General features: G+C 45.7%; 27 protein-coding genes and 3 pseudogenes. 9 read left to right on the top strand and 21 right to left on the bottom strand.

Annotated features, from left to right (window positions below):
* Window positions 1-164 precede the first annotated feature (164 nt).
* On the top strand, window positions 165-1,151 hold the full coding sequence (locus KI350_RS12020; protein ID WP_096748282.1) for a Gfo/Idh/MocA family protein: 987 nt from the start codon (window positions 165-167) through the stop codon (window positions 1,149-1,151).
* 44 nt (window positions 1,152-1,195) lie between these two features.
* Here the strand turns inward: KI350_RS12020 and KI350_RS12015 are convergent, their stop codons facing one another.
* From KI350_RS12015 to KI350_RS23380, 7 genes and pseudogenes are all read right to left on the bottom strand, one after another.
* Window positions 1,196-1,720, bottom strand: coding sequence for a type 1 glutamine amidotransferase domain-containing protein (locus KI350_RS12015; protein WP_096748283.1), 525 nt, complete (start codon window positions 1,718-1,720; stop codon window positions 1,196-1,198).
* A gap of 131 nt (window positions 1,721-1,851) precedes the next feature.
* Complete coding sequence (locus tag KI350_RS23540; protein WP_404841434.1) at window positions 1,852-2,802, bottom strand: methyl-accepting chemotaxis protein; 951 nt, start codon at window positions 2,800-2,802, stop codon at window positions 1,852-1,854.
* Window positions 2,797-3,690 (bottom strand): annotated as a pseudogene (locus KI350_RS23535) (HAMP domain-containing protein); the annotation flags it as partial. The pseudogene KI350_RS23535 and the gene KI350_RS23540, both read right to left, overlap by 6 nt.
* A gap of 277 nt (window positions 3,691-3,967) precedes the next feature.
* Window positions 3,968-4,795 (bottom strand): methyl-accepting chemotaxis protein, encoded by an 828-nt coding sequence (locus KI350_RS23530; protein WP_404841433.1) that lies wholly within the window; start codon window positions 4,793-4,795, stop codon window positions 3,968-3,970.
* Between the two features lie 117 nt (window positions 4,796-4,912).
* Window positions 4,913-5,953, bottom strand: a pseudogene (locus tag KI350_RS23525) (HAMP domain-containing protein); the annotation flags it as partial.
* Between the two features lie 143 nt (window positions 5,954-6,096).
* Window positions 6,097-7,044 carry a methyl-accepting chemotaxis protein gene (locus KI350_RS23385; RefSeq protein ID WP_373367321.1) on the bottom strand — a complete coding sequence of 316 codons (948 nt, stop codon included), beginning with the start codon at window positions 7,042-7,044 and terminating at the stop codon, window positions 6,097-6,099.
* Window positions 7,039-8,058: pseudogene (locus KI350_RS23380) on the bottom strand (cache domain-containing protein); the annotation flags it as partial. The gene KI350_RS23385 and the pseudogene KI350_RS23380, both read right to left, overlap by 6 nt.
* A 152-nt stretch (window positions 8,059-8,210) precedes the next feature.
* On the opposite strand from KI350_RS23380, the gene KI350_RS11995 reads away from it, so the two are divergent.
* Window positions 8,211-8,948: a protein-glutamine gamma-glutamyltransferase gene (locus KI350_RS11995; RefSeq protein ID WP_020452748.1), complete on the top strand. Its 738-nt coding sequence runs from the start codon at window positions 8,211-8,213 to the stop codon at window positions 8,946-8,948.
* Here the strand turns inward: KI350_RS11995 and KI350_RS11990 are convergent.
* The 3 genes from KI350_RS11990 to KI350_RS11980 are packed head-to-tail and all read right to left on the bottom strand — an operon-like array spanning window position 8,928 to window position 12,120.
* Entirely contained in the window at window positions 8,928-9,983 is a 1,056-nt protein-coding gene (locus KI350_RS11990; RefSeq protein ID WP_212930485.1) for a nitronate monooxygenase, read from the bottom strand. The two genes, KI350_RS11995 and KI350_RS11990, sit on opposite strands and share 21 nt — an antisense overlap.
* 14 nt (window positions 9,984-9,997) lie before the next feature.
* On the bottom strand, window positions 9,998-10,399 hold the full coding sequence (locus KI350_RS11985; RefSeq protein WP_023856122.1) for a secondary thiamine-phosphate synthase enzyme YjbQ: 402 nt from the start codon (window positions 10,397-10,399) through the stop codon (window positions 9,998-10,000).
* A gap of 38 nt (window positions 10,400-10,437) precedes the next feature.
* On the bottom strand, window positions 10,438-12,120 hold the full coding sequence (locus tag KI350_RS11980) for a glycoside hydrolase family 13 protein (protein WP_128823079.1): 1,683 nt from the start codon (window positions 12,118-12,120) through the stop codon (window positions 10,438-10,440).
* A gap of 302 nt (window positions 12,121-12,422) precedes the next feature.
* Here KI350_RS11980 and KI350_RS11975 point away from each other — a divergent pair, with 302 nt between their 5' ends.
* Window positions 12,423-13,013, top strand: a complete 591-nt coding sequence (locus KI350_RS11975) for a TetR/AcrR family transcriptional regulator (RefSeq protein WP_016886099.1) — start codon at window positions 12,423-12,425, stop codon at window positions 13,011-13,013.
* A complete protein-coding gene (locus tag KI350_RS11970) occupies window positions 13,010-13,684 on the top strand; it encodes a YqeB family protein (RefSeq protein ID WP_016886100.1) in 675 nt (224 codons plus the stop codon). The genes KI350_RS11975 and KI350_RS11970 overlap by 4 nt, the downstream gene beginning before the upstream one ends.
* Before the next feature lie 82 nt (window positions 13,685-13,766).
* Here KI350_RS11970 and KI350_RS11965 read toward each other — a convergent pair whose 3' ends face one another.
* The 4 genes from KI350_RS11965 to KI350_RS11950 form a co-directional block, all read right to left on the bottom strand.
* The gene (locus tag KI350_RS11965) at window positions 13,767-14,552 is read right to left on the bottom strand and encodes a GH12 family glycosyl hydrolase domain-containing protein (protein WP_020452753.1); all 786 of its coding nucleotides are present in this window, start codon (window positions 14,550-14,552) and stop codon (window positions 13,767-13,769) included.
* A gap of 182 nt (window positions 14,553-14,734) precedes the next feature.
* Window positions 14,735-16,024 carry a hemolysin family protein gene (locus KI350_RS11960; RefSeq protein ID WP_020452754.1) on the bottom strand — a complete coding sequence of 430 codons (1,290 nt, stop codon included), beginning with the start codon at window positions 16,022-16,024 and terminating at the stop codon, window positions 14,735-14,737.
* A 50-nt stretch (window positions 16,025-16,074) separates the two neighbouring features.
* Entirely contained in the window at window positions 16,075-16,749 is a 675-nt protein-coding gene (locus KI350_RS11955; protein ID WP_023856125.1) for a zinc metallopeptidase, read from the bottom strand.
* A 98-nt stretch (window positions 16,750-16,847) separates the two neighbouring features.
* The gene (locus KI350_RS11950) at window positions 16,848-17,072 is read right to left on the bottom strand and encodes a YuzI family membrane protein (protein WP_023856126.1); all 225 of its coding nucleotides are present in this window, start codon (window positions 17,070-17,072) and stop codon (window positions 16,848-16,850) included.
* 182 nt (window positions 17,073-17,254) lie between these two features.
* Here KI350_RS11950 and KI350_RS11945 point away from each other — a divergent pair, with 182 nt between their 5' ends.
* Together KI350_RS11945 and KI350_RS11940 are read left to right on the top strand one after the other, a co-directional pair.
* Complete coding sequence (locus tag KI350_RS11945) at window positions 17,255-17,509, top strand: membrane-integrating protein MstX (RefSeq protein ID WP_020452756.1); 255 nt, start codon at window positions 17,255-17,257, stop codon at window positions 17,507-17,509.
* Entirely contained in the window at window positions 17,506-18,489 is a 984-nt protein-coding gene (locus tag KI350_RS11940; protein ID WP_020452757.1) for a potassium channel family protein, read from the top strand. The genes KI350_RS11945 and KI350_RS11940 overlap by 4 nt, the downstream gene beginning before the upstream one ends.
* On the opposite strand, the gene KI350_RS11935 is transcribed toward KI350_RS11940, so the two are convergent.
* Both KI350_RS11935 and KI350_RS11930 read right to left on the bottom strand, forming a co-directional pair.
* Entirely contained in the window at window positions 18,486-18,890 is a 405-nt protein-coding gene (locus KI350_RS11935) for a YugN-like family protein (RefSeq protein WP_020452758.1), read from the bottom strand. The genes KI350_RS11940 and KI350_RS11935 overlap by 4 nt on opposite strands.
* Window positions 18,891-18,927: 37 nt before the next feature.
* Entirely contained in the window at window positions 18,928-19,494 is a 567-nt protein-coding gene (locus KI350_RS11930) for a DUF421 domain-containing protein (protein WP_020452759.1), read from the bottom strand.
* 116 nt (window positions 19,495-19,610) lie between these two features.
* On the opposite strand from KI350_RS11930, the gene KI350_RS11925 reads away from it, so the two are divergent.
* Window positions 19,611-20,087 (top strand): TspO/MBR family protein, encoded by a 477-nt coding sequence (locus tag KI350_RS11925; protein WP_195201855.1) that lies wholly within the window; start codon window positions 19,611-19,613, stop codon window positions 20,085-20,087.
* Window positions 20,088-20,161: 74 nt separating this feature from the next.
* Window positions 20,162-20,689 carry a GNAT family N-acetyltransferase gene (locus KI350_RS11920; RefSeq protein WP_020452761.1) on the top strand — a complete coding sequence of 176 codons (528 nt, stop codon included), beginning with the start codon at window positions 20,162-20,164 and terminating at the stop codon, window positions 20,687-20,689.
* Between the two features lie 21 nt (window positions 20,690-20,710).
* Here KI350_RS11920 and KI350_RS11915 read toward each other — a convergent pair whose 3' ends face one another.
* Window positions 20,711-22,063 (bottom strand): glucose-6-phosphate isomerase, encoded by a 1,353-nt coding sequence (locus KI350_RS11915; protein ID WP_020452762.1) that lies wholly within the window; start codon window positions 22,061-22,063, stop codon window positions 20,711-20,713.
* 289 nt (window positions 22,064-22,352) lie between these two features.
* Window positions 22,353-23,516, bottom strand: a complete 1,164-nt coding sequence (locus KI350_RS11910) for an iron-containing alcohol dehydrogenase (RefSeq protein ID WP_065643714.1) — start codon at window positions 23,514-23,516, stop codon at window positions 22,353-22,355.
* A 141-nt stretch (window positions 23,517-23,657) separates the two neighbouring features.
* Here KI350_RS11910 and KI350_RS11905 point away from each other — a divergent pair, with 141 nt between their 5' ends.
* On the top strand, window positions 23,658-23,894 hold the full coding sequence (locus KI350_RS11905) for a DUF378 domain-containing protein (RefSeq protein WP_020452764.1): 237 nt from the start codon (window positions 23,658-23,660) through the stop codon (window positions 23,892-23,894).
* Between the two features lie 32 nt (window positions 23,895-23,926).
* Here the strand turns inward: KI350_RS11905 and yugI are convergent, their stop codons facing one another.
* The 3 genes from yugI to KI350_RS11890 all read right to left on the bottom strand — a co-directional run bounded on the left by yugI (window position 23,927) and on the right by KI350_RS11890 (window position 26,192).
* Complete coding sequence (gene yugI, locus KI350_RS11900) at window positions 23,927-24,316, bottom strand: S1 domain-containing post-transcriptional regulator GSP13 (RefSeq protein WP_020452765.1); 390 nt, start codon at window positions 24,314-24,316, stop codon at window positions 23,927-23,929.
* 202 nt (window positions 24,317-24,518) lie between these two features.
* Window positions 24,519-25,691, bottom strand: coding sequence for an aminotransferase (locus KI350_RS11895; protein ID WP_026580042.1), 1,173 nt, complete (start codon window positions 25,689-25,691; stop codon window positions 24,519-24,521).
* On the bottom strand, window positions 25,692-26,192 hold the full coding sequence (locus KI350_RS11890) for an Lrp/AsnC family transcriptional regulator (protein WP_003184796.1): 501 nt from the start codon (window positions 26,190-26,192) through the stop codon (window positions 25,692-25,694).
* Window positions 26,193-26,353 lie beyond the last annotated feature (161 nt).

The following is a 26,353-nucleotide window of genomic DNA, read 5'->3' as shown; positions in this document are numbered from 1 at the left end:
ACTCCTCATACTAAAAATAAAACCATTGCTATTGGTCTTTTTTTCCGCTTGCAAACGTTTATTGATGATATACATATACGCCGGTGTTTCCGGCTTTTTGTCTTTCGCCGGCAAAAGAAAACACTGTATAATAAACATATCCTACAGCGAAAGGGGAAAATAGCATGATACGGTTCGGGGTAGTCGGAACAAATTGGATCACCGACCGGTTTCTTGAAGCGGCCCGTTTGGTCGACGATTTTCAATTAACCGCGGTATATTCAAGGAGCGGGGAGCGCGGACGTGAATTCGCGCAAAAATACGGGGCAGAGGCGGTTTTTACCGATATCAGCGAAATGGCTGAGAGCGATGTTATTGATGCGGTATATATCGCAAGTCCCAACTCTTTACATAAAGAACAGGCCGTCACATTCATGAAAAGCGGAAAGCACGTCCTGTGCGAAAAACCGCTTGCGTCCCATGTCAAAGAAGCGGAAGAAATGGTAAAAACAGCGCAGGAACACCGCGTGACATTTATGGAAGCGATGAAAACGACATTTCTTCCGAATTTTAAAAACATCGAACGCAACCTGCACAAAATCGGCAAAGTCCGCCGTTTTACAGCAAGCTACTGTCAATACTCTTCCCGCTATGACGCCTATAGAAACGGAACCGTCTTAAACGCATTTAATCCGGCTTTATCGAACGGTTCCCTGATGGATATCGGCGTCTATTGCGTCCATCCCGCGATCGTCCTGTTCGGCAAGCCCCTCGAAGTAAAAGCAAACGGGCTGATCCTTGAGTCGGGGGCGGACGGTGAAGGAACAGTGCTGTTAAAATACAAGGAGCATGAAGCTGTTTTGATGCACTCGAAAATCTCCAATTCCTTCACGCCTGCTGAAATTCAAGGGGAGGAAGGCTCTATCGTCATTGATAAAATCCACCGACCTGAAAAAGTCGACATCCGCTATCGGGACGGACGGGTTGAACATCTTACGCTGCCGGATGACAAACCGGCCATGTTTTATGAAACAGAGGAATTCATTCATTTAATTAAACAAGGGCGGATCGAGTCTTCGCTTAACACATTTGAACGCTCTATCAACACCTTGGCGGTCATGGATGAAGCCCGCAAACAGATCGGTCTCGTTTTCCCCGCTGATCAAAAATAACAAATGAGCCGCCTCGATTCGAATGAACGGGCGGCTCATTTGTTTTAGGATTGCGCCAAAAGATCGGCAAAGGCTTTGACATAGATCGGCAGGTCCGGCGGGCGGCGGCTTGACACGATATGACCGTCGACGACCGCTGCTTCATTTACCCATACTGCTCCGGCATTTTCCATATCGTCTTTGATCCCAGGTGTGCTTGTGACTTTCCTGCCTTCCAATATTCCTGCGGAAATCAGTACCCAGCCGGCATGGCAGATTTGCCCGATAGGCTTCTTCCTTTCGTTGAACCACCGAATCATCTCCAGTACCTCGGGATATCTTCTGAGCTTGTCAGGCGCCCAGCCTCCCGGAACCAGAACTGCGTCGTATTCCTCAATGTTCACACTTTTCAGCTCATAATCAGAGACAGCAGGTACGCCGTATTTGCCCTTATATTCATGATCCGCTTTTTCGCCAACGAGGTGTACGATCGCGCCTTCTTCCCTCAGCCTTAAAACTGGATACCACAGTTCTAAATCTTCGAAGTCATCGCTGACAAGCGCGATCACTTTCTTGCCTTCAAGTCGCATGATTTATCCCTCCTGTACAACCAGTGTACGATAGATGACAGTCTGTTTAAACCTATTTATCCCCTTCCCCGTCACTTTTTAAAAATGCTTTTCCCGCGTAAAAGGCTGCCGGATCGCCGGCAGCCTGATGTTTAGTCAATCTTAAATTTTTTCGTCAAATCGCGCAGTTCTTCAGCCATTTGTTCAAGCGTAGCCGCGGAAGAACTGATTTCTTCCATTGAAGCGAGCTGTTCTTCAGCCGAAGCGGCGATGTCTTGAATGCTTCCTGAGCTTTCACGCGATACGTCTGCAATTTCTTCAACCGCTCCCGCGACATGCTGTGACCCTTCTGACAGCTCTTCAACTGCCGCATTCATCGTCTGCAGCTTGCCCGCGATTTCGTTTGTCATGTCATAAATCTGCTTAAAGCTTGTATCTGTTTCATCTGTGATGGTAAGTCCCGACTGTACTTCACGGTTGACGTCCTGGAACATGTCCAGCGACTTTCCGATCTCATTGACGATTTCCTGAATGAGCGCTTCGATTTCTTTTGCCGATGAGGCGGATTGCTCAGCCAGTTTGCGCACTTCTTCAGCCACTACTGAAAACCCTCTCCCGGCTTCACCGGCTCTTGCGGCTTCAATTGCAGCGTTCAACGCGAGCAAATTCGTCTGATCTGCGATGCCGTTGATCACCCGCAGAATTGCCGTAATGTCTTTTGACTTGCTTTCAAGTCCTTTCACGACGGATTCTGCCTGTTTAACGGAATGATCGATGGAATTCATTTGTCCGACCGTTTTTTGAACAAGCTCTCCGCCTGTACCGGCAATGTCTGTCGATTGAATGGATGATTCTGTAATCGATGCTGAAACTTTGGACATTTCATGCAATTGGCTGTTCATGTCAGCCAGCTGCTGCGCACTGACTTCCACTTTCTCGTTTTGGCTTTCGTTTCCGTTTGAAAATTGTTCGATCGCAGATGTAATATGTTCTGTCGCCTTGCTTGTCTGATCCGCGCTCGCGGTCAGCTGCTCTGACGAAGAAGCGACGTTTTCAACTGATGTCTGAATGACGCTGATTAAAGAGCTCAGCGATTCGGCCATTTCGTTGAAGCTTGATCCGAGCTGTCCGATTTCATCTTTTGAACGGACAGTGATTTTTTGCGTCAAGTCGCCTCCGCTGATGCTTTTCGCAGAGGAAACGAGTTCGCGGAGCGGACCTGTGATCGATCTGATGATGAAAATCATCAGAAGCACACCGATGATGATGCTGACGCCCAACGTAATCAAAGCTGCATTCAACACAGGCTGTGACGCTTCTTTTAGTTCAGTGATATACATGGTTCCGCCGATTTTCCAGCCGGTCAGTTTATTGGTCGCGAATGCCATCTGCTTTTCGCCGTCAGACGTATATTTGATTGTTCCTTTGTCATTGGCGTATACTTTTTCAACCCAGCTGCCTTCGATGTCTGAGCCCGCATCATGTTTCGGGTGGGCGACAAACTTTTTATCGGCGCTGGTGATAAAGGCAAAGCCTTTTTTCCCGATGGTCACACGTTCTGTCGCTTTAATGAGCTCTTCGATTTTCATATTGACGGCGACCACGCCGGATCCGTCTTCATGCATCTTGGCGATGGTGATAACCATCGTTCCGGTTGACGCCGTTTTGTAAGGGTCTGTAATAATGACTTCGCCCTTGTGTTCGGCGGCTTTTTTATACCAGTCCCGCTCTACCGGATTATATCCGCTCGGCATTTCCTGATCCGGGTAGCGGATGAACTTTCCGTCCTTTGATCCGGTAAAGATCCCTTCCACATCGGGATGGAGCTTGGCGAACTGTTCGAATTTCACTTTTAAAGCGTCACTTTCTTTTCCTTTAAAAGAGTTTTCTTTAATGAACCCGCTGAAATAGGACATGGCATTTGTTTTCTGGCTGATATTCTGATTGATGATTTCGTTCAGCTGATTAACGTTTTCGCGCGCATTGTCCATGATTTCTCCGTCAAGCGTACTGCTTGCCGTTTGATACGCGCTATAGGAGAGGACGATGATTGGAACGGTTAAAATCAGCAAGAATGAAAGAATTAATTTCTTTGCAATGGAGGGACGTTTCACCCAATTTATAATATTTTCCATAGAATTGTTGACTCCTCTTTTCTGTTATATTTCTAATATCGGATTCTTTTAAAAGTTTTTATACGCGTTTTATAACTTTTTATAGTCTAAAATAACTAAAAAAACATCCGGAGGAAAACCGGATGTTTTAAAGCTATTCAATCTTAAATTTCCGTGTCAAATCACGCAGTTCTTCAGCCAGCTCCGCCAATGTGGTGGAAGATGCGCTGATCTCTTCCATAGAAGCGAGCTGTTCCTCGGCTGAAGCGGCGATGTCCTGAATGCTTGCCGAACTTTCTTTCGATACATCAGCGATTTCTTCGACCGCGCCCGCGACTTGGCGGGAACCTTGCGTCAATTGTTCGACAGCGGCATTCATCGTCTGCAGCTTGCCTGCGATATCATTGGTCATATCGTAAATCGTTTTGAAGCTTGTCTCTGTTTCATCTGTGATTCGAAGTCCTGACTGTACTTCATGATTGACCGATTTGAACATGTTCAGGGAGTTGTCGATTTCCTTGACGATTTCCTGAATTAAATGTTCAATTTCCTTCGCCGAACCGGCGGATTGTGCAGCGAGCTTCCTGACTTCTTCAGCCACTACCGAGAAGCCGCGGCCCGATTCCCCGGCCCTTGCCGCTTCGATCGCTGCATTGAGCGCGAGCAGATTCGTTTGATCGGCGATTCCGTTAATCACACGCAAAATGCTTGTGATGTCTTTTGATTTGGCTTCGAGCCCTTTGACGACCGCTTCCGCTTGCTTGACAGACCGATCGATCGAGTTCATTTGGCCGACCGTCTTTTGAACAAGCTCTTCCCCTTTGCCTGCAATCTCAGTCGATTTCAGCGACGCATCAGTAATCGCGGCTGAAGTTTTTGACATGTCATATAACCCGTCGTTCATTTCATTCAGCTGATGCGAGCTTGCTTCGACTTTTTCTTTCTGGCTTTCATTACCGTCAGAAAACTGTTCAATGGCCATTGTAATATGCTCAGTCGCTTTGCTTGTCTGCTCTGCGCTGGCATGAAGCTCTTCAGATGAAGAAGCTACATTGTCAACTGATGATTGAATGACGCTGATTAAAGAGCGCAGCGATTCGGCCATTTCATTAAAGCTTGTACCGAGCTGACCGAATTCGTCTTTTGAACGGACTGCGATTTTTTGTGTCAAGTCGCCGCCGCTGATGCTCTTTGCGGATGACACGAGCTCGCTTAACGGCTTGCTGATTCCGCGGATAATGAAGTAGATGAGAATCCCGCCGAGCACGATCGCGGCTGCCAAAATGATGATCGCCATGTGGAAGACAGGCTGAGCAGCCTCTGATATCTCATCCGTGAACATCGTTCCGCCGATTTTCCAGCCGGTCAGCTTGTTCGTCGTAAAGGCCATTCTCTTTTCTTTTCCTTCAAATGTATATTGAAAATCACCTTTTTCACTGCCGTACATTTTTGTAACCCAGTCGCCTTTGCCTTCGGTTCCGGCTTCGATCTTCGGATGAGCGACATATTTTTTATCATTGCTTGAGATAAACGCAAAGCCGCTTTTTCCGATGTTGACGCGTTCTGTCGCTTTGATAAGTTCATCGATTTTCATGTTAACGGCAACAACCCCTGAGCCGTCCTCCGTCTGCTTTGCAATCGTAACGACCATCGTTCCGGTTGACGCCGTTTTATAAGGGTTTGTGATAATCGCTTTTCCTTTATTTTCAACGGCTTGCTTATACCAGTCCCTATCCGCTGGGTTATAATCTTTCGCCATTTTTTCAGCGGGATAGCGGATGAACTTGCCGTCTTTTGAACCTGTGTAGATCGCTTCCACATCCTGGTTCAGCTTGGCGTACTGCTCGAATCTCTCGACAAGTGATGCGTTCCCTTTTTCTTGATAAAGCTTTTCATTCACCCAGCCGCTGAAAAAAGAGACGGCCTGCTCTTTCTTTCCGATATTCTGGTCTATGATCTCATTCAGCTGTTCGACATTATCGCGCGCGCTTCTCATGATTTCCGTTTCAAGAGAGCTTCCCGCCGTTTGGTACGCACTATAGGATAAGGCCAAAATCGGCAAAGTTAAAACCAATATAAAGCTGAAAAACAGCTTTTTTGAGATAGACGGCCGTTTAAGCCAGTCCAATACCTTTTTCATTTGATATAACTCCTTTAGCTTCTAGATTATGAAACTAATATCGGAGCTTTCATTTACTTTTGCATATTAAAAAACTTTAAAAAGTATTTCTGAAGATTCTTAAAAAAGAGCTTAAAAAGAGGCTGACCAGCAGCCTCTTTTCATCAAATTGTAAACTTTTTCGTTAAGTCGCGCAGTTCTTCAGCCATTTGTTCGAGCGTCGCAGCGGATGAGCTGATTTCTTCCATTGAAGCCAGCTGTTCTTCCGCTGAAGCAGCGATGTCTTGAATGCCGGCAGAGCTTTCACGCGATACGTCGGCGATCTCTTCGACCGCGTCGGATATTTCGTGAGAACCTGTTGACAAATGCTCTACGGCGGCGTTCATCGTCTGCAGCTTGCCTGCGATTTCGTTCGTCATGTCGTAAATATGTTTAAAACTCGTTTCCGTTTCTTCCGTAATTTCGAGCCCTGACTGTACTTCTTGGTTGACCGATTTGAACATGTTGAGCGAATGTTCGATTTCCTTGACGATATCCTGAATCAGCTCTTCGATTTCTTTTGCCGATCCTGCTGATTGGGCCGCAAGCTTTCTGACTTCTTCAGCGACAACCGAGAATCCTCTGCCTGATTCGCCGGCCCGCGCTGCCTCGATGGCGGCGTTCAGCGCCAGTAAATTCGTTTGATCAGCGATTCCGTTTATGACGCGCAGGATCGCGGTGATATCTTTCGATTTCGCTTCTAGCCCTTTGACAACCTGTTCGGCCTGTCTGACGGACTTGTTGATCGAATTCATCTGCCCGACGGTTTGTTGGACGAGCTCTCCGCCTGTTTCGGCAATTTCCGTCGATTTACCCGAGGATTCTGTAATCGATTCCGATACGCCTGCGATTTCATTCAGCTTGTCATTCATTTGGCTGAGCCGCTGGGAGCTCGCTTCGACTTTTTCATTTTGACTTTCAGCGCCGCTTGAGAACCGCTCGATGGCTAATGTAATGTGCTCCGTCGCTTTACTTGTCTGGTCGGCGCTTGCCGTCAGCTGCTCTGATGAAGATGCCACATTGTCGACCGATTCCTGAATTGTGCTGATCAGCGAACGCAATGAGTCAGCCATTTCGTTGAAGCTTGCGCCCAGCTGTCCGAATTCGTCTCTGGAGCGGACATCGATTTTTTGTGTCAGATCTCCTTCACTGATGCTTTTTGCAGAAGAGACGAGTTGATTTAAAGGCTTGCTGATCGCGCGGACGATAAAGTAAACAAGAATGCCGCCCAGAATAATCGCGCCTGCCAATGTCATGACTGCCATGTGAAGCACAGGCTGTGCAGCGTCTTTAATCTCTGCTGTATTCATCTCTCCGCCGATTTTCCAGCCTGTTAGTTTATTGGTCGTGAAGACCGTTTTCTTTTCTTTGCCTTTTTCATTAAATGTGAACAAGCCGCTCTCTTTGCTGAACATCTGCTCTGTCAGATCGGCTTCTGCTTCTGTGCCGGCTTTCATTTTCGGATGGGCGACATACGTTTTCCCTTCGCCGATGATGAATGCATAGCCGGTTTTTCCGATGCTGATGCTGTTTGCCGATTTGATCAGCTTGTCAATGTTTAAGTCAAGGGCGACTACGCCTGATCCGTCTTTGTTCTGCTTGGCGATCGTGACGACCATATGGCCTGTTGATGCAGACTCATAAGGTTCAGTTACAATCGTTTTCCCTTTTTCCTGGACAGCCTGTTTGTACCAGTCGCGTTCTACCGGGTCATACCCGTCAGGCAATGGAGCATTCGGATATTGTGCGTAAACGCTATCCTCCGAACCGGTGAATACGAGTTCGACGTCGGGATTTTGTTTTGCAAATTGCTCAAACCGCTGTTTAATGGCGGTCTGCCCTTTCTCTTTGTACGCTTTTTGATCAATCCATTCGCTGAAATACGCAATAGAAGTCTCCTTGCTGCCGATATCTTGCTGAATGATGTCGTTCAGTTCATCGATATTGTCTTTCGCACTTCTCAAAATCTCATCCTCAAGCGTGCTGCTGGCCGTAAAATATGAAGTAGCCGAAAGAACCAAGATCGGAATTGTTAAAATGAATATAAATGAAAAAATTAATTTTTTAGAAATAGAAGGCCGTTTCATCCAATTTAAAAGCTTTTTCATGTGTGATTCCCCTTTCTCTACTTTTATCGGAGACGGGGTCTATTTTTTAAGTAAAAAAAGCGGAAAATTAGACCGTTTTCCTGCCCAAGCATCAGGCATACGCTAATAAAAAAGGGAAAAGGGTGTATCCTATGATAAGTGTTTCGGGCTACTGGCTCCGTCCTGAGGATATCGAAAAACTGAATGTCAGTCAGACGCAGAGAGACATTGCCAACCGGATGCTGGCCATGCCGTCCAGATATAGATACGGTTCAATCTCAGAACTGTTATTTGAGCTGAGATTCAGAGTGCATACCGTCGAATCAGCCAGAGAGCTGATCAACAGCGGAGCAAAGTTTGCCACCTTTTCAAAGACATACGGGAATGAAGAGTTTTGGAGGGTGACGCCTGAGGGGGCTTTGGAGTTGAAGTACAGAGCGCCGGCTTCAAAGGCGATTCGAAATATTTTCGAAAGCGGCTCTCTTTATGCTTTTGAGTGCGCAACTGCGATTGTCATCATTTTTTATATGGCGCTCCTCAAAACGATCGGCGATCAGACATTTGACCGGAATTATCAAAGAATCATTTTATACGATTGGCATTATGAGCGGCTGCCGATCTATACAGATAAGGGGAACGACTACCTTCCGGGAGACTGCCTGTATTTCAAGAACCCTGAATTCGATCCCGAAAGACCGCAGTGGCGCGGAGAAAACGCTATTTTACTTGAAAATAATCTCTATGCGGCACACGGTCTGGGGATCTTAAGCGGCGAAACGATCATTGAAAAACTGAACGGGCTGAGAAAGCCTCATGCACAGACGTCCGCCTATCTGCTTTCTCAAGTGACACGGGTTGATATTCCTGCATTAATACAAATGATCAGATAGCACATCGGCAGGCGCAAGCTGATCCATCAGCTCCTTCACCGTCGTTAGCCGGACGGAGGCCCGCACGCCCTGTCCGGACCACAATGACATGCCGTCCGGATTCCCTTCAAGCTTCGCCTGTTTTCTCATCGGCTGCGTCAGCGTATTTTGCAGAGGATAAGGCAGCGCTTCAGCTTCGGCCGGGCGCCTGTCTTCCATCCATTGATTGACGATGCCTCTTGCCGGCTTCCCTGAGAACAAACGGGTCAGCCTTGTGTCTGTTTCAACCGCTTCGAGCAATTTTTGTTTGTATGCAGGGTGTGTTCCGCTTTCTTCGCACGTCAAAAAAGCGGTGCCGATTTGAACGCCCTGTGCGCCGAGGGCAAAAGCTGCCGCAACACCTCTTTTGTCAAAAATGCCGCCCGCTGCAATAATCGGAACCGACACATGATCTGCCGCTTGGGGAATTAAAGCCATCGAGCCGACAGCGGGTTCTCCCTTCGTTTTCAAAAAGGCACCCCTGTGGCCGCCAGCTTCACTTCCTTGAACAACGATGACATCCATCCCCAATTCTTCAAGCATCAAGGCTTCTTCAACCGAAACGGCGGTGCCCATTAAACAGCAGTTTCGGTCTTTCAGTTCTTTGACGGCATCGGCCGGCGGCGGGCCAAACGTAAATGAAACGGCGCTGACCCCTTCCCTTAAAATGATTTCGATTTTCTCGTAAAAATCGTCCCAATCGTGTTTCTCTTCTGGCACGGGTGAAGCCGAACGTGCATAAGGTATCTTCTCTTTCCACCCTTCATAATCTTCCCGTCTGACGTTTTCCCGTTTTTCCGGAATGAAGAGGTTGACTTGAAACCCGGCTGATGTCAGCTTTTTAGTCTCCAGAATCTGTTGTTGAAGAACTTCCGGCGTCAAATAGCCGGATGCAAGGCTGCCTAAGCCGCCGCAGTCTGATACGGCGGCGGCGAGCCTTGGTGTTGTCGGTCCGCCCGCCATCGGCGCCTGGATCACAGGCTTTGATAAAGAGAGACGTTCCATGAACTGATTCATTTTATTTTCTCCTTTCAATCGGCTGTGATTTTAAAATAGCATGTCCGGTGCCTCGGGCCGTCGAACTCGCAAAAATATATGCCCTGCCAAGTCCCGAGGACAAGCCTGCCCCCTTCAATGATCATATGTTGCGATGCCCCGACCGTGCTCGCTTTCAAATGCGCCGCGGTATTCCCTTCCATATGGCGGTCAAGCTCATGTTCCCACGGATACACTTCATCGAACCGTCTCAGCATATCGCGTTTAACATCGGGGTCGGCATTTTCATTAATCGTAATGCCTGCCGTTGTATGCGGACAGTAGACAATAACAGTGCCGCTGGAAACGCCATTTTCTGAAACGAATCTTTGGACGTCATTTGTAATATCAAGCATTTCATCGCGCCGGTTTGTTTGAATCTGTATTTTTTTCAACATATGAATCCGCTCCTTTCCTGGCACCCTTTCTCTATTCGTTATAAATCGCCGATTTCCTGTCTGATCATGTAAACGCGCGCCTCATAAGGCTTCATCACAAAAGATGTAAGGTGCTTGTGCGCGTTGATATCAGCATTTGACAGCAGCAGTCCGTCCGTACATAACGAGTATGCGGGATGGTGGTAATACGCCTGGCGCGCGCTAAGGTTGACGATCACGATGGCCGTTTCTTCCCGAAGCTTTCGCAAGTATGCGAAAATCTGCCGGTCCTCAGGCAAGAGCAGTTCATATGATCCGTCGATGAAGACGTCATACCGCTTTCTGATCGCGATCAACCGTTTATAAAAATGATAGACTGACCGGGGGTCATGCTGCTGATGAACCGTATTGATCAGCTTGTAATTTTCGTTCATGCAGAGCCACGGTTCTCCTTTAGTAAAGCCGGCATTTGGCCGATCCGTCCATTGCATCGGCGTGCGGGCGTGATCCCTGCTCTTTTTCCAAACCGCCTTCATGATGTCTTCGTGTGAGCGGCCCTTTTCTTTTTGAATCCGGTAATCATTTTTAATCGATACGTCATCATAATCATCTATCTCGAAGAAAATCGCGTTTGTCATTCCGATTTCCTGCCCTTGATAAATAAACGGGGTGCCTTTCATCAAAAAATACATCGCAGCTAAGGCCTTGGCGCTGTCTACTCTGTATTTCCCGTCATCTCCCCAGACTGAAACGGCCCGGGGTTGATCATGATTTTCGATAAAAAGCGCGTTCCACCCTTTCCCCTCAAGAGCCGATTGCCAGTTTGACAATATCCGCTTGAGTTCGGGGAGATCGAGTTCTCCGCCTTCAATCCCCCAAAGACCGAGGTGTTCAAATTGGAAAATCATGCTGAATATCCCGTTTGATTCTCCAACCCAGTCCTCCGCTTCTTCAGCGCTGACACCGTTTGCTTCGCCGACTGTCATGATATGGGGATACCCGGCGAACGTATTTTCTTTTAGTTCCTGCAATAACGCTATAATCCCGTCGACATTCATATGATAAGCAAATGAAGGCACAAAAGAGAGCCCTTCCGGATTCGGCAGATCCGGAAGTCCTTCTTTTTTCTTAATGTGTGAAATCGCGTCAACCCTGAACCCGTCGATTCCTTTTTGAAGCCACCAGTTGATCATGTCATAAAGAGCGCTTCTCATGTCACTGTTTTCCCAATTCAGATCCGGCTGCTTTTCGTGAAACAGGTGCAGATAATATTGCTCTGTTTTTTCGTCATAAGTCCAGGCTGAGCCGCCGAATATGCTTTCCCAGTTGTTCGGTTCGCTCCCGTCCTTTCCGTCTTGCCAAATATACCAGTCCCGCTTCCCGGAATTCCGCTCTGCCCTTGATTCGATAAACCATGGATGTTCATCGCTCGTATGATTGATGACGAGATCGATGATCAGTTTCATTCCGAACTGATGCGTTTCAGTCAGCAGAGCGTCAAAGTCGTCCATCGTGCCAAATTCCGGCATAATGCTTTGATAATCCCTGATGTCATAACCGTTATCGGCATTGGGAGAATCAAAGACCGGACAAATCCAAATGGCATCTGCCCCGAGCTCCCTGATATACGGAAGCTTCTCTCTGATCCCGTTGATATCTCCGATGCCATCCCCGTTCGAATCCATAAAACTGCGCGGATACACTTGATATATGACAGCCTCTTTCCACCATGCCCTTGTCATTCAAACACCCCTTGTTGTGAAGACATTATGATATATGAATAAAATATTTTTAGACTCCGAACATAAACATCCTATAAACTTTGATATACCAACGATTATACGTTTCTCAATACTAAATATGCTTTGCGGCTTATAAATCCTTTGAAGGCAGCAAGGGTGATGGCAAGAGTAGGTGAAAGAAGCTTTAATCCTTTTGAAACGGAGCATCTGTTAATACAGAATATGTAAAGCATAAATTACAGTTGCTTTTTTACCTATCGGTAAGTAAAATAAATATACAGATTATGCTAAGGATGATTTCAATGAAAAAGAAAATGAACACCCAAGATGCGATTGTTGAAGCAGCATTTACTCTTATTGCCCAACACGGCCTAAAAGGCACGAGCCTTTCAATGATTGCATCGGAAGTCGGCATTTCTAAACCGGCTATTTACTATTATTTCCCTTCTAAAGAAGAGCTGGTGGATTATCTATTTCACATTGTATTTGATGATCACAATTTCTCTGAATTTTTTTCAATCAATGAGTACACGAAGGAAAACTTTAAAAAACGATTAATAACAGACGGCATACGCTATTTTGAAGAGTATAAACATAACTCTCCTGCTTTAAAAGTGGTGCACGAGTTTGTTTTAAGTGCAGCACAAAAACCAAGGTATGAGAAAAAGCTTAAATCTATCATGGAACAATTCTTAGAAGGTTTTGAAGCTTTGCTTTCTTACGGTGTCGAACTCGGTGTCATCTCTTCTAAAAACACCAAAGTGAATGCACACTCCCTTGCCCTGATCATTGATAATTTGGGTAACTTTATGATTTTAGGAATCGAGATGGATTATAAAAAAATATGGGAAACAGCAGTCAGTCATGTGATGAAAGGCAGTGAAAGATTTTGAATCAGGAAACGATCATTGGATTATCTAAAATAGAGAAAACCTTATATTGGATCATTCCACCGGTTTTAGGAGCTGTTCTTGGATGGTTTTTGCCTGTTATAGCCGATTGGGTATTGACCATTCCAATCGTTCCTTTTAAAGGGCCTTTGGAATTTATCACATCACTAAACAATTTCTGGGTTTCAATTATCGCTGCAGTTATCGGAATCGTTGCCGGCCTATTTTTTTCACAATATATTTTCACTGAAATTCTTCAGGTGTTCATCTCTGATCAAAATGTGAAGCTGTTGTTTAAAGAGAAAGAAGTAGTGATTGAGAAAAAAGACATTTCTGCAGTTTATCTTGAGAATAAGGATCTTGTTGTTCTTGATCATAAGGGTACTGAATTGTACCGTGAACAACTTGAATCAAAGAGAGCCCTTGCAGAAAGTGCTTTTAAACATCACGGCTATAAATGGGCAGACGAAGATCCTTTTAAGAATGAGTATCAACGCTGGGTTGCGGATCACCCCGATTTTCCCTCGCATATCAATACGCTACTTTTAGCCAGAGAACGAGCTTTACTGGATAATAAACATGAAGAAGCAAAAATTCTGCGCAAAGACCTGGCAAAGCTTGGAGTGGTTATACAGGATGAAGATAAACGGCAATACGTAAGGATGGTATCGTAATATTTCAGTTGCGAACGCCTAAAAAAGAACATTAGGAATAAATTAAACACCGCTCTTTTTGTGAAAGAGCGGTGTGAATCCATCAGCGGACTGTTACGTCCCAATTGGAAATATTAATTTGTCCTGTGCCTCCGAAAACTTCCGTCCCGAATTCCACACTGCTGACATACTTTGTTTTGGAAAGCCAATGTTTGGAGTCGGCAAGATAATTCGTGAAATCCCGAACATTCAGGTTCGCACGTTGGGTGTTTGCCGTTCTGACAAATGAAAACACGTTCCATCCTTTGCCGCTTCCAGCATCAATATAGCCTTTATATACTTTCCAATTGTGCCCGCCGATCGAAACAGTTTCGACATAAGAACCGGCAGGTCCGGCATTTGTGTTATTGAGCCAGATCATAATCTCATCGGTTGGAGCCGAACCCCAGCTTGCCTTGTTTGTATTGTGGAGCCAAATGTCATATGCGGCATTGTACGTGCCGTTCGCACTGATCGAATAGCTGACTTTCGTGTTGATGTTTTTTTGATCTGACAATCGGGTCGGGAAGCCGCTGCCCGCAGTATAGCCTTCAGTCCAATGCCAGCCGCTGACGATCGACGGATAAGCTTTTACTGTGCTTGTATTGCTCGGCCAATTCCATACCCAGCCCATGTCTGAATCATTGTTATGATAAATGGTCTGCCACCAGCCGCTGACCTGGTCGGCTCCCCAAACATTGTTGAATATGTAGTATTTTTTGTTTTTAAAATACAATTTATCCGACGGGTTTGATGACGAAGCAGCAAGCGCTGAGAGCGGCCCCGTCAGCAGCATGATACATACAGCTCCCCATAGCAGGATAGCTTTTAGCAAATGGTTGTTTCTCACGTATTGAAAACCTCCTCATATTTATACACCCTATTATAAAAAAGAACGAAACGGAGTACATTCGTAAAAAGTCATGAATTTCCATAGATATATCCTCTTATCTTTGAAAAGATATCCATTTTATTGAAATAAAGAACGGCCATCGAACTAAAAAACAGCCGCGGTCGCCCGCAGCTGTCTTTTTAAAATTCCGTTTTTTTCACTTCAATGAAACGGATATGATGATCTTCAGCATCAAGAATTTTAAATTCGCATCCCTCAGTTTTGAGGATGTCACCGTTTTTCAGCTCCATCTTTTGCGTCAGAAGCCAGCCGGCAATCGTATCGACTTCTTCGTTTTCAATCGCGATATGAAGGAGGTCATTCACTTCGTCGATTAAAGCCTTTCCGTCCATAATATAATGGTGTTCGCCTTTTTTTATAATGTGCGGCATTTCGTCCTGATCAAACTCATCCCGGATTTCCCCGACGATTTCCTCCAATATGTCTTCAACCGTAACCAGTCCTGCCGTTCCGCCGTACTCATCAACAAGAATGGCCATATGAATCCGTTCCTTCTGCATGCGAATCAAGAGCTCCTGGATCGGTATGTTCTCAATCACCCTGATGACAGGCCTCATTAAGTCCGTTAAAGGAATCGTCTCGTCGAGAAAATACGATTTAAACAAATCCTTGCTGTTGACAATTCCGATAATATGATCTTTATCATCCTTAATGACCGGATATCTCGTATAGCGTTCATTAATGACGGTTTCAATCGCTTCTTTTATGGATTGATCGGCCAACAAGGTAGCCATCTCCGTTCTCGGCACCATGATTTCCCGGGCCAGTCTGTTGTCAAATTCAAAAATTTTGTTGACGTATTTATACTCAGACTGGTTGATTTCTCCTTTTTTATAGCTTTCAGACAGCATAAGCCGCAGCTCTTCCTCACTGATTGCCACTTCATGCTCTTTAACCGAATGGAACCCGAACAGCTTCGTTAACAGCCGAGCCGAGCCATTCAGCAGTTTGATAAACGGGAACATGATTTTATAAAATAAAATGAGCGGCTTCGCCGTCCATAAGCTGACGGCTTCCGCTTTTTGAATCGCAATCGTTTTTGGCGCAAGCTCGCCGACCACAACGTGCAAAAATGTAATGATGACAAAGGCGGTAACAATCGAAGCCACTCTTAAAACGGATTCAGGCAGGCCAAATAGTTCAAAAAGCGGATGGATGATCCTTTCGAATGTCGATTCTCCGAGCCAGCCGAGCCCTAATGCGGTGATGGTAATGCCGAGCTGGCAGGCAGACAAATATTCATCAAGATTTGTCACCACTCTTTTGGCGGCAATCGCCCGCTTATCCCCGCTTTCAACAAGCTGATCGATTTTTGTGCCGCGGATTTTGACGATCGCAAATTCGGCGACAACGAAAAAAGCCGTAGCTGCAATTAAAAGTATGACGAGTATGAGATTCAGGATATTCAAAAAAAGCCCTTACCAAATATGGTAAGGGGCCACCTCCTTAAGACGAATGGTTAGTCATTACGACCGGACAGGAAAATTGCGACGAAGCGCAGCAGCTCAAACAGCGAAACAAGCGCTGCAGCAACATATGTCAGAGCCGCGGCATCCAGCACCTTGCTGACGCCTCTTTCTTCCGTGTTGCGGATCATTCCTTCTGAAACGATGATCCTTTTTGCCCGGGAGCTTGCGTTAAATTCAACAGGCAGTGTCACAAGCTGAAAGAATACGGCCGCCGAAAACAAAATGATGCCGAGTCCGATCAGATTCAGGCTTCCGAGCAGCATTCCGCCGATAAACAAAAACGGCGCCACTCCCGAAGAAAAGTTCACGATCGGAAACATCTTATGCCTCAAAACAAGTGCGCCGTATGATTCCTGATGCTGCAGGGCATGTCCGCATTCATGGGAAGCAACGGAAACCGCTGCAATTGAACGGCCGTAATATACGGGTTCGGACAGGCGCACAACGCGTGCTGTCGGGTCATAATGGTCTGTCAAGGTTCCTCTTACCGGTTCAACCGGGATATCGTAAAGGCCGTTTTGGTCGAGAATCTGTCTGGCCACTTCGGCTCCAGTTCTCCCGCTTGACGCCTCTACTTTTGAATATTTTTCAAAGTTGCTCTTTACTTTAAATTGTGCCCAAATCGATAAACCTAATGCAGCAAATGTTAACAAGTAAAAAATCATGCTCATGCAATCATCTTCCCTCTTGTGATAAGTCGTTTAAAATTTTAATTGTAAATATATTTTATCCCGAGGGATTTCCTTTTGTACAGAAAAGTGCACTACCTTTTTCTTCGCGGTAAACAAACCCCGATAAAGATCAGCACCATTCCTGACACCATGATGTAGAAAGGCGGCCTTGTGGACAGCTCCTTGAAAAACTCCCTCCAGAATACCTCATCAGAGGAATGATAAACGGCGTTTAAATCAAAAATGAATTGAATGGATGCCGCCGCCATCAGCTGGACTCCGACCAGTATGAAAAAGAGCCTCATTAAACAGGACATTCCGCTCCCATCCCTCATCCGTTTATAAAAAGTGTATGGAAGGACGGGAACCGATATGACGCCCCAGTAAAAATCTTCAGCTCTACCGGTTATTGTCGGTTATCGAAGGTTTATTTTTACCTGAAAAATTTTTGTAAAATAGGGATATACTGAATAAAAAGGAGAGATCGGGTGGTGACACGGTGAAAGTAACGGATCAGGAAAAAGAACAGTTAAGCACGGCGATTGATAAAATGAATGAAGGGCTTGATGCATTCATTCTTCTCTATAACGAATCGGAAAAAGACGAGCAGCTGATTGAATTTGAAGAAGAAACGGCAGAAATGATCAGACAAGCCATTGAACAGCACGGGAAAGTAAGCACCAATCAAAAGTTAAATGCAATCATCAAAGAGATTTTATCATTTTCCCTGCGGAAAGACGGTGAAGAAACATGAAATCAAACCGTGTATTTATCGCATGGCTGAGGTGGCCGATATATGTCCGCATCGCAATCATTATCCTTTTATTGATCATCCTTTTCGGTCAGCTGATCACATTCGTCGAGCCGCAGCAGTTTTCAAACGTTTTTGAAGGCGTATGGTGGGCGCTGATCACCGTGTCCTCAGTCGGATATGGCGATTTTGTCCCTAAAACCGCACTCGGCAAAACCGTCGGCATGCTCCTTATTTTAATAGGGGCAGCGTTTGTCACGGCCTATTTTGCAACGATGGCGACGGCCGCTTTTAGCAAGCAGCAGCGCTACGCCGAAGGCAAGGTCAACTACAGAGGCAAGGGACATATGATCCTGATCGGCTGGAACGAGAAATCCAACAAGCTGATGAGGACGCTCCAGGCCGCCGATTCAAACAAAACGATCGTGCTCATTGATGAAACACTAAAGGAAGGCCCTCTGATGGAAAACATTCATTTCATCAGAGGACCCGCTGCGGATGATGCCACACTGCAAAAAGCCAATATTGAAGAAGCTGAAATCGTCTTTATTACCGCCGATCAGCATAAAAGCGAAATATCTGCAGATATGCAGTCGGTCTTAACATTGCTGGCTGTTAAAGGCTTGAACCCGTCGGTGTATTGCGTTGTAGAAATCTTGACGGAAAAGCAGAAAAAAAATGCCGAGCGCGCCGGAGCGAACCAAATCATCAGTACGGCGGACCTTTTAAAAACAGCAATGCTGCAGCATTTTCTCATTAAAAATCAGCTTCCTGATCCGCTATTTAAGGAAGCCGATATTCATTTCAAAGTCCATCGGGTTCCGCTTCCGAAGACGATGGAAGGTGCGTCTTTTCAAGAAGTGATTCACCATTTCATGAAGGAAGACATTTTCGTCATCGGTATTCACCAAAAAGACGGGCCTGTGCTGTCTCCTTCATTTTCGTACAAGCTTCAGCCGACAGACCAGCTGCTGTCACTTTAGGAAAGAAGCGCCTTTTCGAGTTCTTTTACATACGATTGGCCAAGCTTTTCATAGACGCCGGGAATATCGGCGTCTTTTTCTTTCGGTTCAGCAAACTGGTCAAAAGATGCGCGAAAATTCCCCTGAACGACGTAGTCGTCCAGCGCTTCCTGATAGACGTGGCGAAGCAAAAACGGTGTACCGAGCTTGACCGTCGCATTTTGCGAATCAAGCTGTCCGTCCTCCGCTTCAAACGGAATCCGCAAAAATAAGTATCCTTCCTCATCATCAATTTTATAGTCAAAAAAGCCGCGGTCATATTCCCAGCCGCCGCTGATTACATAACCGAGAGGCTTAAGCGTCTGTTCGAGATGATAAAGAGAAAACGACCGGTTTTCCAGTTCAGAAGGTAAGCTTATCATAAAAAAACTCCTTTTTTCGTTTTTATACTTCTGGGCCCTAGCGCAATTGTTTATCAGGTTCGTGCAGGTGCCCTTCATTGATTTCCTTAAACAGATTGTCCTCCGGCTGCTGCAGGTTGTTTTGCATGCGGAGGAATTTTTTATACTCTCCCATAGTAAAAGGCTTTGCATCATCCGATAACTCGTAGCCAATCTGGCCGTTTGATTCGAGCGTTACGTTTTTCACGTCCGATAATTTTGAAATCCCCTGTGTCCTGAGCCTCATTTCCAGCTGGTCGACAGTCAGGCGGTGCTTTTTTAGGTTCTGCTTCTGAAGCTCGCCGTTTTCGATTAATACAACGGCTTTCCCCGCAATCAGGCTTTCAAAAAAATCAAATTTCATTTTCAAATACTCGATCAACAGAAGGACGATGATAAAGATCGATGCAGCTGCCACCGTTTTAAAAATGCTGTCTTCAATGATCGGCTGAACAATGATCGTTCCGATGGAAATCATGACGACGGTGGTGGCTATTGTCATCTGTGAAATTGATTTTCTCCCCGAAATTCTCAGCAGAATAATACCCGTTAAGATGAGAAACAACGTTTCCAATACAAATAACATGATGTCACTTCACCCGTTTTATTTTTTAGTATGGATCAGAAGCTTGTGCGGTATGAGTATATTTAAACGAATAGGGAAAGACAAAGGTATGAGCTTACAATGGGGAGGGACTTTTATTGAAGAAGGAAAAAATAGCAACGGCTGTCATCGTGTTTATTGCTACATATGCACTGTTTTCACTGGCGGGCGTTTTATTTCCCGTAGATCGTGAATGGTATGAGTCATTAAACAAACCGGATTGGACGCCGTCAGGCCGTTTGATCGGAACCATCTGGAGCGTGCTGTTCGCCTTCATTTCATTAGCGGCGGCGCTTGTGTATGCCACATATGATCTGAGAAAAGCAGCGGCGCCATTTTGGATCATGCTGATCATTAACTATTTGTTTAACCAGGCATTCAGCTATTTTCAATTCACGGAAAAAAACGTACTTGCTGCCGCGGCCGACTCCTTTTTCGTAGCCTTGACCGCTCTTGCGCTCGCCTTGATTACACTTCGCATTCATAAAAGAGCAGCACTTCTCCTTGTCCCTTATGTGTTGTGGAGTTTTTTCGCGACTTATCTCGCGTTTACGATTTACGGGATGAATCATTAGGTTAACGAGCCCCGCCGGCTATTGCCGTGTTAAAATAAGGTGAACAGCTGCCTTACAAGGGGGACCGGAATGGAATGAAGCACTGCTTTCTGCAAACAACACGCATCGGCTTTTCTTTATGGGCTAAAGAGAATTTGAATTTGGCAAAGACATTGTGGGGAAATCGAGATGTGGCCAAATATCTGACAGCAGACGGAATTATGACCGATAGCGAAATAAGAAATCGTTTGCTGCTTGAGATCGAACAATACAAAACACACGGTGTGCAATACTTCCCGATATTTAAAACAGGAAACAACGAATTCATCGGATGTTGCGGACTTCGCCCCTATGACCCGGAAAATGATGTGTACGAGCTTGGTTTTCATCTCGTCCGTTCGGCTTGGGGGAAAGGTTATGCATCTGAAGCGGCTGAGGCCATGATTGAATACGCATTTAACAAAATCCGGGCAAAAAAGCTGTTTGCGGGACATCACCCTGAAAATACAGCTTCACAAAAACGACTGGAAAAATTGGGATTCGTCTACACTCATGACGAATTTTATCCGTCTACTGGACTTCAGCATCCGTCATATGAATTAAAACAGCCTCCTGGACAATAAGTCCGGAGGCTGTTTTTTCGTTTATTGATCCAAACGTTTCTCAAGCTCTGCTTTTTTCTCTTCGAAGCCAGGCTTGCCGAGGAGAGCGAACATATTGACTTTGTACGCTTCCACTCCAGGCTGGTCAAACGGGTTGACGCCGAGCAGGTATCCGCTCATTGCGCAGGCCTTTTCAAAGAAGTACACGAGGTAGCCGAACGTGTAAGCGTTCATTTCAGGTACGTTCACGATCAGGTTCGGCACATTACCGTCTGTGTGCGCGAGCATTGTGCCTTGGAACGCTTTTTTATTGACGAAGTCGACCGTTTTGCCGGCAAGGTAGTTTAAGCCGTCAAGATCATTGTCCGCTTCTTCGATTGTCAGCTCATGTCTCGGCTTTTCAACGTTCAGCACCGTTTCGAACATGTCTCTTCTTCCTTCTTGTACGTATTGTCCAAGAGAGTGAAGATCCGTCGAGAAGTTGGCTGAAGATGGATAAATGCCTTTTTCGTCTTTTCCTTCACTTTCGCCAAAGAGCTGCTTCCACCATTCTGCGAAGTACTGAAGGCCCGGCTCGTAGTTGATCAGCATTTCAATCGTTTTGCCTTTGTTATAAAGGACATTTCTGACGACCGCGTATTGGTAAGCCGGATTGTCTTCAAGCTCTGATGTGGAGAAGTCTTTGCTCGCATCGCGGGCGCCCTTCATCATTTCATCGATATCGGCCCCGCTGACTGCGATTGGAAGCAAGCCGACCGCTGTGAGCACAGAAAAGCGGCCACCGACATCGTCAGGAATGATAAATGATTCAAAGCCTTCCTCATTAGCAAGCGTTTTTAATGCGCCCCGCTCTTTATCAGTTGTTGCATAAATGCGGCGTTTCGCTTCTTCTTTTCCATACTTTTCTTCAAGAAGCTTGCGGAAGATCCGGAAAGCAATCGCCGGTTCTGTCGTTGTGCCTGATTTAGAAATCACGTTGATTGAAAAATCAGCGTCTTCAAGAAGATCCATCACGTCTCTCATGTAAGAAGAGCTGATGTTGTTGCCGATGAAAATCACTTGCGGCGTTTTACGCTTTTCTTTCGGCAGCACATTGTAAAATGAATGATTCAGCATTTCGATCGCCGCTCTTGCGCCGAGGTATGAACCGCCAATTCCAACAACCAGCAAAACATCGGAATCATTTTGAATTTTTTCAGCGCATTTTTTAATGCGGGCGAATTCTTCTTTGTCGTAGTCAGTCGGAAGATCCACCCATCCTAAAAAGTCGCTGCCTGCACCTGTTTTTTCGTGAATGGTATGGTGGGCGACTTTCACGAAGTCACGCAGATATGTAAGTTCATGTTCTTTAAAGAATGGCAATGCTCTTGAGTAGTCAAAACGGACATGCGTCATATTATTAAACCTCCAGTACTAGCTGTTTTCTTCCATATACCCGCCAGCGCTTTCATTTTCATGAGAGTGCGGGCCAAAGGGTTTTAAAACATGTCGATTTTCGGCGACAGCCTCTTCCCTTTTCACTTTATATGAACTCCTTCGTTAAATCAAGTGACGAAAAAAAGGAGGATGGAGGCAGGCGCGCAAAAATGCATGTTTTTCAGCCGCCACGCGCAGTTTTGTCAAAAAGATAACAAATGAACAACGGCTCAAGGTATGGCGGTCCTCCTTGAGCCGTCAAGAAATCTTATAAAGAAGCCTTCAAAATAGACAGAACATCGTCTTTATTCAGCGTTTTAAAGCGGCCGAATTCGCCGTTTGCCATCGCTTTGTCGGCAATCAGATCCAGCTTCTCATCTGTGATGTCATAATCAGCAAGACGATTTGGCGCGCCAAGGCTGGTCCAGAATTTAGACAGCTTCTCGATTCCAACAAGCGCCACTTCACGATCGGTTTTTCCTGTTTCATCTACGTCAAAAACGCGTACGGCAAGCTGTTTAAAGCGGCCGACATTTTCGGAAAGCGTGTGCTTCATCCAATTCGGGAACAGGATCGCAAGCCCTCCCGCATGCGGAATATCGTAGACGGCCGAAACAGCGTGCTCGATATTGTGCGTCGCCCAGTCTCCGCGTGCGCCCATTGATAGCATACCGTTCAGCGCAATGGTGCCTGTATAGAGAATCGTTTCGCGCAGCTCATAGTTTTCAAGGTCTTCAATGAGCTTAGGAGCTGTTTCAATCACCGTTTTGAGCAGGGATTCGCACATCCGGTCCTGATAAGGAGTATTTTCGGTATGGTGAAAATATTGCTCAAACACGTGGGACATCATGTCGACAATGCCGTAAATCGTGTGGTCTTTTGGAACGGTAAATGTGTTGACCGGATCAAGAATTGAAAATTTAGGGAATACGAGCGGGCTTCCCCAGCCGTATTTTTCATTGGTTTCCCAATTTGTGATCACAGATCCCGAGTTCATTTCCGATCCTGTTGCTGCCAACGTTAAAACCGTTCCAAACGGCAGCGCATCAGCAGGAATATGTTTTTTTGTCACAATATCCCATGCATCGCCGTCGTATTTCGCTCCGGCGGCGATCGCTTTCGTACAATCGATGACGCTTCCGCCGCCGACTGCCAATAGAAAGTCAATATCGTTCTCTTTGCAGATCGCGACTCCTTTATTCACAGTGGCAACACGCGGATTCGGTTCGACACCGGGCAATTCATGGACGGTCGCGCCTGCCTTTTCAAGAATTGAAATCACTTGATCGTATAAACCATTTCGTTTAATGCTGCCTCCTCCGTATACGAGCAGGACATTGCGGCCGTAGTGTTTCACCTCTTCTGCCAGCTTTTCAACTTCTCCCCGGCCGAATATCAGCTTCGTGGGATTCCAATATGTAAAATTATCCATCTGCATCTCCTCCTTTATTTACTATTATGGGAAATCGCCGAATGCCCTGTAAAGCGATCTGCTCCTCAGGCGTATAATGTTTCCAAATCCGTCGCAATCTATAAATGTGAAATATAGGACTTCAAAAAGGAGGAAAAACAAATGAATGCACTTCAACGTATTGCATTGGTATTAACAATCATTGGAGCAATCAATTGGGGACTGATAGGATTTTTTCAATTTGACTTGGTTGCAGCCATTTTTGGCGGTCAAGGATCCGCTTTAGCCCGGACCGTTTACGCGCTTGTCGGAATTGCAGGTCTGATCAACCTCGGACTTTTATTTAGACCGGCTGAAGAGACTGCTGGCGAAGACGCCAAGCAGCCGGAAATGCGATAAAAAAACTCCGGCTTTTGCCGGAGTTTTTTCATTTACTTCTTAATAAGATCTTTTCTGTTGGACTGCTCGATCCACTCTTCAAGTTTGTCTTTTAACGTGTTGAATCCTTGTGGAGCAGCTGTATCTTCGGCTTGAACAGCCTTTTGTCTTCTAGGCTTGCTTTCTTTTCGTTCAGGAGCTGCCTGTGTAGCGCGGATAGAAAGGCTGATTTTGCCTTTTTCCTCATCTACAGAAAGAACCTTCACTTGCACCTCATCACCGATCGCCAAGTGCTCATTAATATCTTTAACGAAACCGTGTGTTACTTCAGAAATATGCACAAGTCCCTGTGTTTCTTCATCTAATGCAACAAACGCTCCGTACGCCTGTAATCCAGTCACTTTTCCAGTGTAAACACTGCCTACTTCAAATTTTGCTGTCATAACTAACAACTCCTAAATCATATGAATTTAACTCTTTTTATACGCAATAAAAAATTATATCATACAAGTCTTTATTAAGCAAAAAAACTTTTTTAAGCATTGTATGTTTAAAACCGAGCTGAAAGGGGAATACTAAAGAACAACTAAGGCTTTCTAGTATTCCCCCCTTATGTTGATGCGGACCTTTTAGGTGCGCATTTTTTTATTGAACTGCACCGGTCTTCTGGACAAAGCGTTTCATTCTGACGAGCGCTTCCTGAAGCTGTTCAAGCGAGGAAGCGTAAGAACATCTGATATAGCCTTCGCCGCTCGGCCCGAAAACATTGCCCGGGACGACGGCGACTTTTTCTGCGATGAGAAGCTCCTCAGCAAACTGTTCTGAACTCATGCCCGTTTTTTTAACGGACGGAAACGCGTAAAAAGCGCCCCCCGGCTGATGACAGTCAAGCCCGATCTCGTTCAGTGAATCCACAAACACATTCCTTCGGCGGCGATAGCTTTTTTTCATCTTTTCGACGTCTTCGAGCCCGTTTTTAAGGGCTTCCTCCGCCGCAAATTGAGCCATGCTCGGCGCGCACATCATCGAGTACTGGTGAATTTTCAGCATAGGGTCCCTTAAATATGCAGGAGCTGCGACATATCCAAGGCGCCAGCCTGTCATGGCAAACCCTTTCGAAAAACCCGATATCAATATCGTCCGCTTTTTCATTCCGGCGATTTCCGCAAAGCTTGTATACGCTTCATCGTATGTCAGCTCGGCGTATATTTCATCCGCTATTACAATCAGGTCATGCTGTTCAGCAAAAGCCGCGATCTCTTCCAGTTCTTTTTTTGTATACACAGAGCCTGTCGGATTAGACGGCGTGCAAAGGATAATGGCCTTCGTACGTTCAGTCAGGACGGCTTCAAAATCGGCTGCACTCGCTTTAAATCCGCGCGCTGCGTTCGTGTGAATATGAACCGCTTTTCCTCCCGCCAAAGAAACAAGCGCTTCATAAGCGACAAAACAAGGCTCGGGAATCAGCACTTCTTCTCCGGGATCAAGGATCGCCCTGACCGCAATATCAAGCGCCTGGCTTGCTCCGACTGTGACAATCAGCTCGTCATCAGGAGCATAATCCAGATGAAAGCGTTTATTCAGATAAGCGCTGATCTCTTTCCGCAAAGAAAGAAGACCCGCGTTTGCCGTATATGACGTGTAGCCCTGTTCAAGGGAAAGGATGCTCGCTTCCCTGACATTCCACGCCGTTACAAAATCGGGCTCTCCGACGCCCAATGAAATCACGCCTTCCATTGTGGACGCAAGATCAAAAAATTTGCGGATGCCCGACGGTTTGATTTGCTGGGCTGCTTTAGAAATATAAGTTGTCCTCATTTAAGGAGACACCACGATTCTTTTGTCATCATCACCGGAGTCAAAAACTTTACCGTCATGCTTGTATTTCTTTAAAATAAAGTGGGTGGTTGTCGACACGACCGATTCGAGCGTCGATAATTTTTCGGACACGAAATGCGAAATATCCGACATCGTTCTGCCGCGGATGACAACAGACAGATCATATACGCCTGACATCAAGTAAACGGATTCAACTTCCTGAAAACGATAAATCCGCTCGGCCACTTCGTCAAATCCGACGCCGCGCTTCGGTGTTACCTTCACATCGATCATCGCTGTAACGCCTTCATGGCCGTCGACTTTTCGCCAGTCGATCATTGCCGAATAATCGATGATGACCTTTTCTTTTTCAAGCTTTTCGATAATCGCTTTTGTTTCTTCCTGTGAAATGTTCGCCATTTTAGCAATGGTTTCAGGTTCGAGGCGGCTGTTTTCCTCTAATATTTCCAATATTTCTGTTTCTTTTTCTGTTAGCTTCATCTCGTTATCACACCTTTTATATGTCAAGAAATCTTCTGAATATTATAGCACGTTTTTGAACGAATGTAAGGCGGTAAAAAAAGCGAAATCAAAGCGTGAAAAAAATTTTTTCGGGTACGATAAATAACGTACTCAGGACTTAGGCGACAACATGCAGCCAG

Origin of the sequence: Bacillus sp. J41TS8, assembly GCF_018333035.1 — a bacterium.
GTDB classification, from domain to species: domain Bacteria; phylum Bacillota; class Bacilli; order Bacillales; family Bacillaceae; genus Bacillus; species Bacillus paralicheniformis.
The sequence above is the reverse complement of the archived record's forward strand: the minus strand, read 5'-3'. Positions and strand labels throughout refer to the sequence as shown.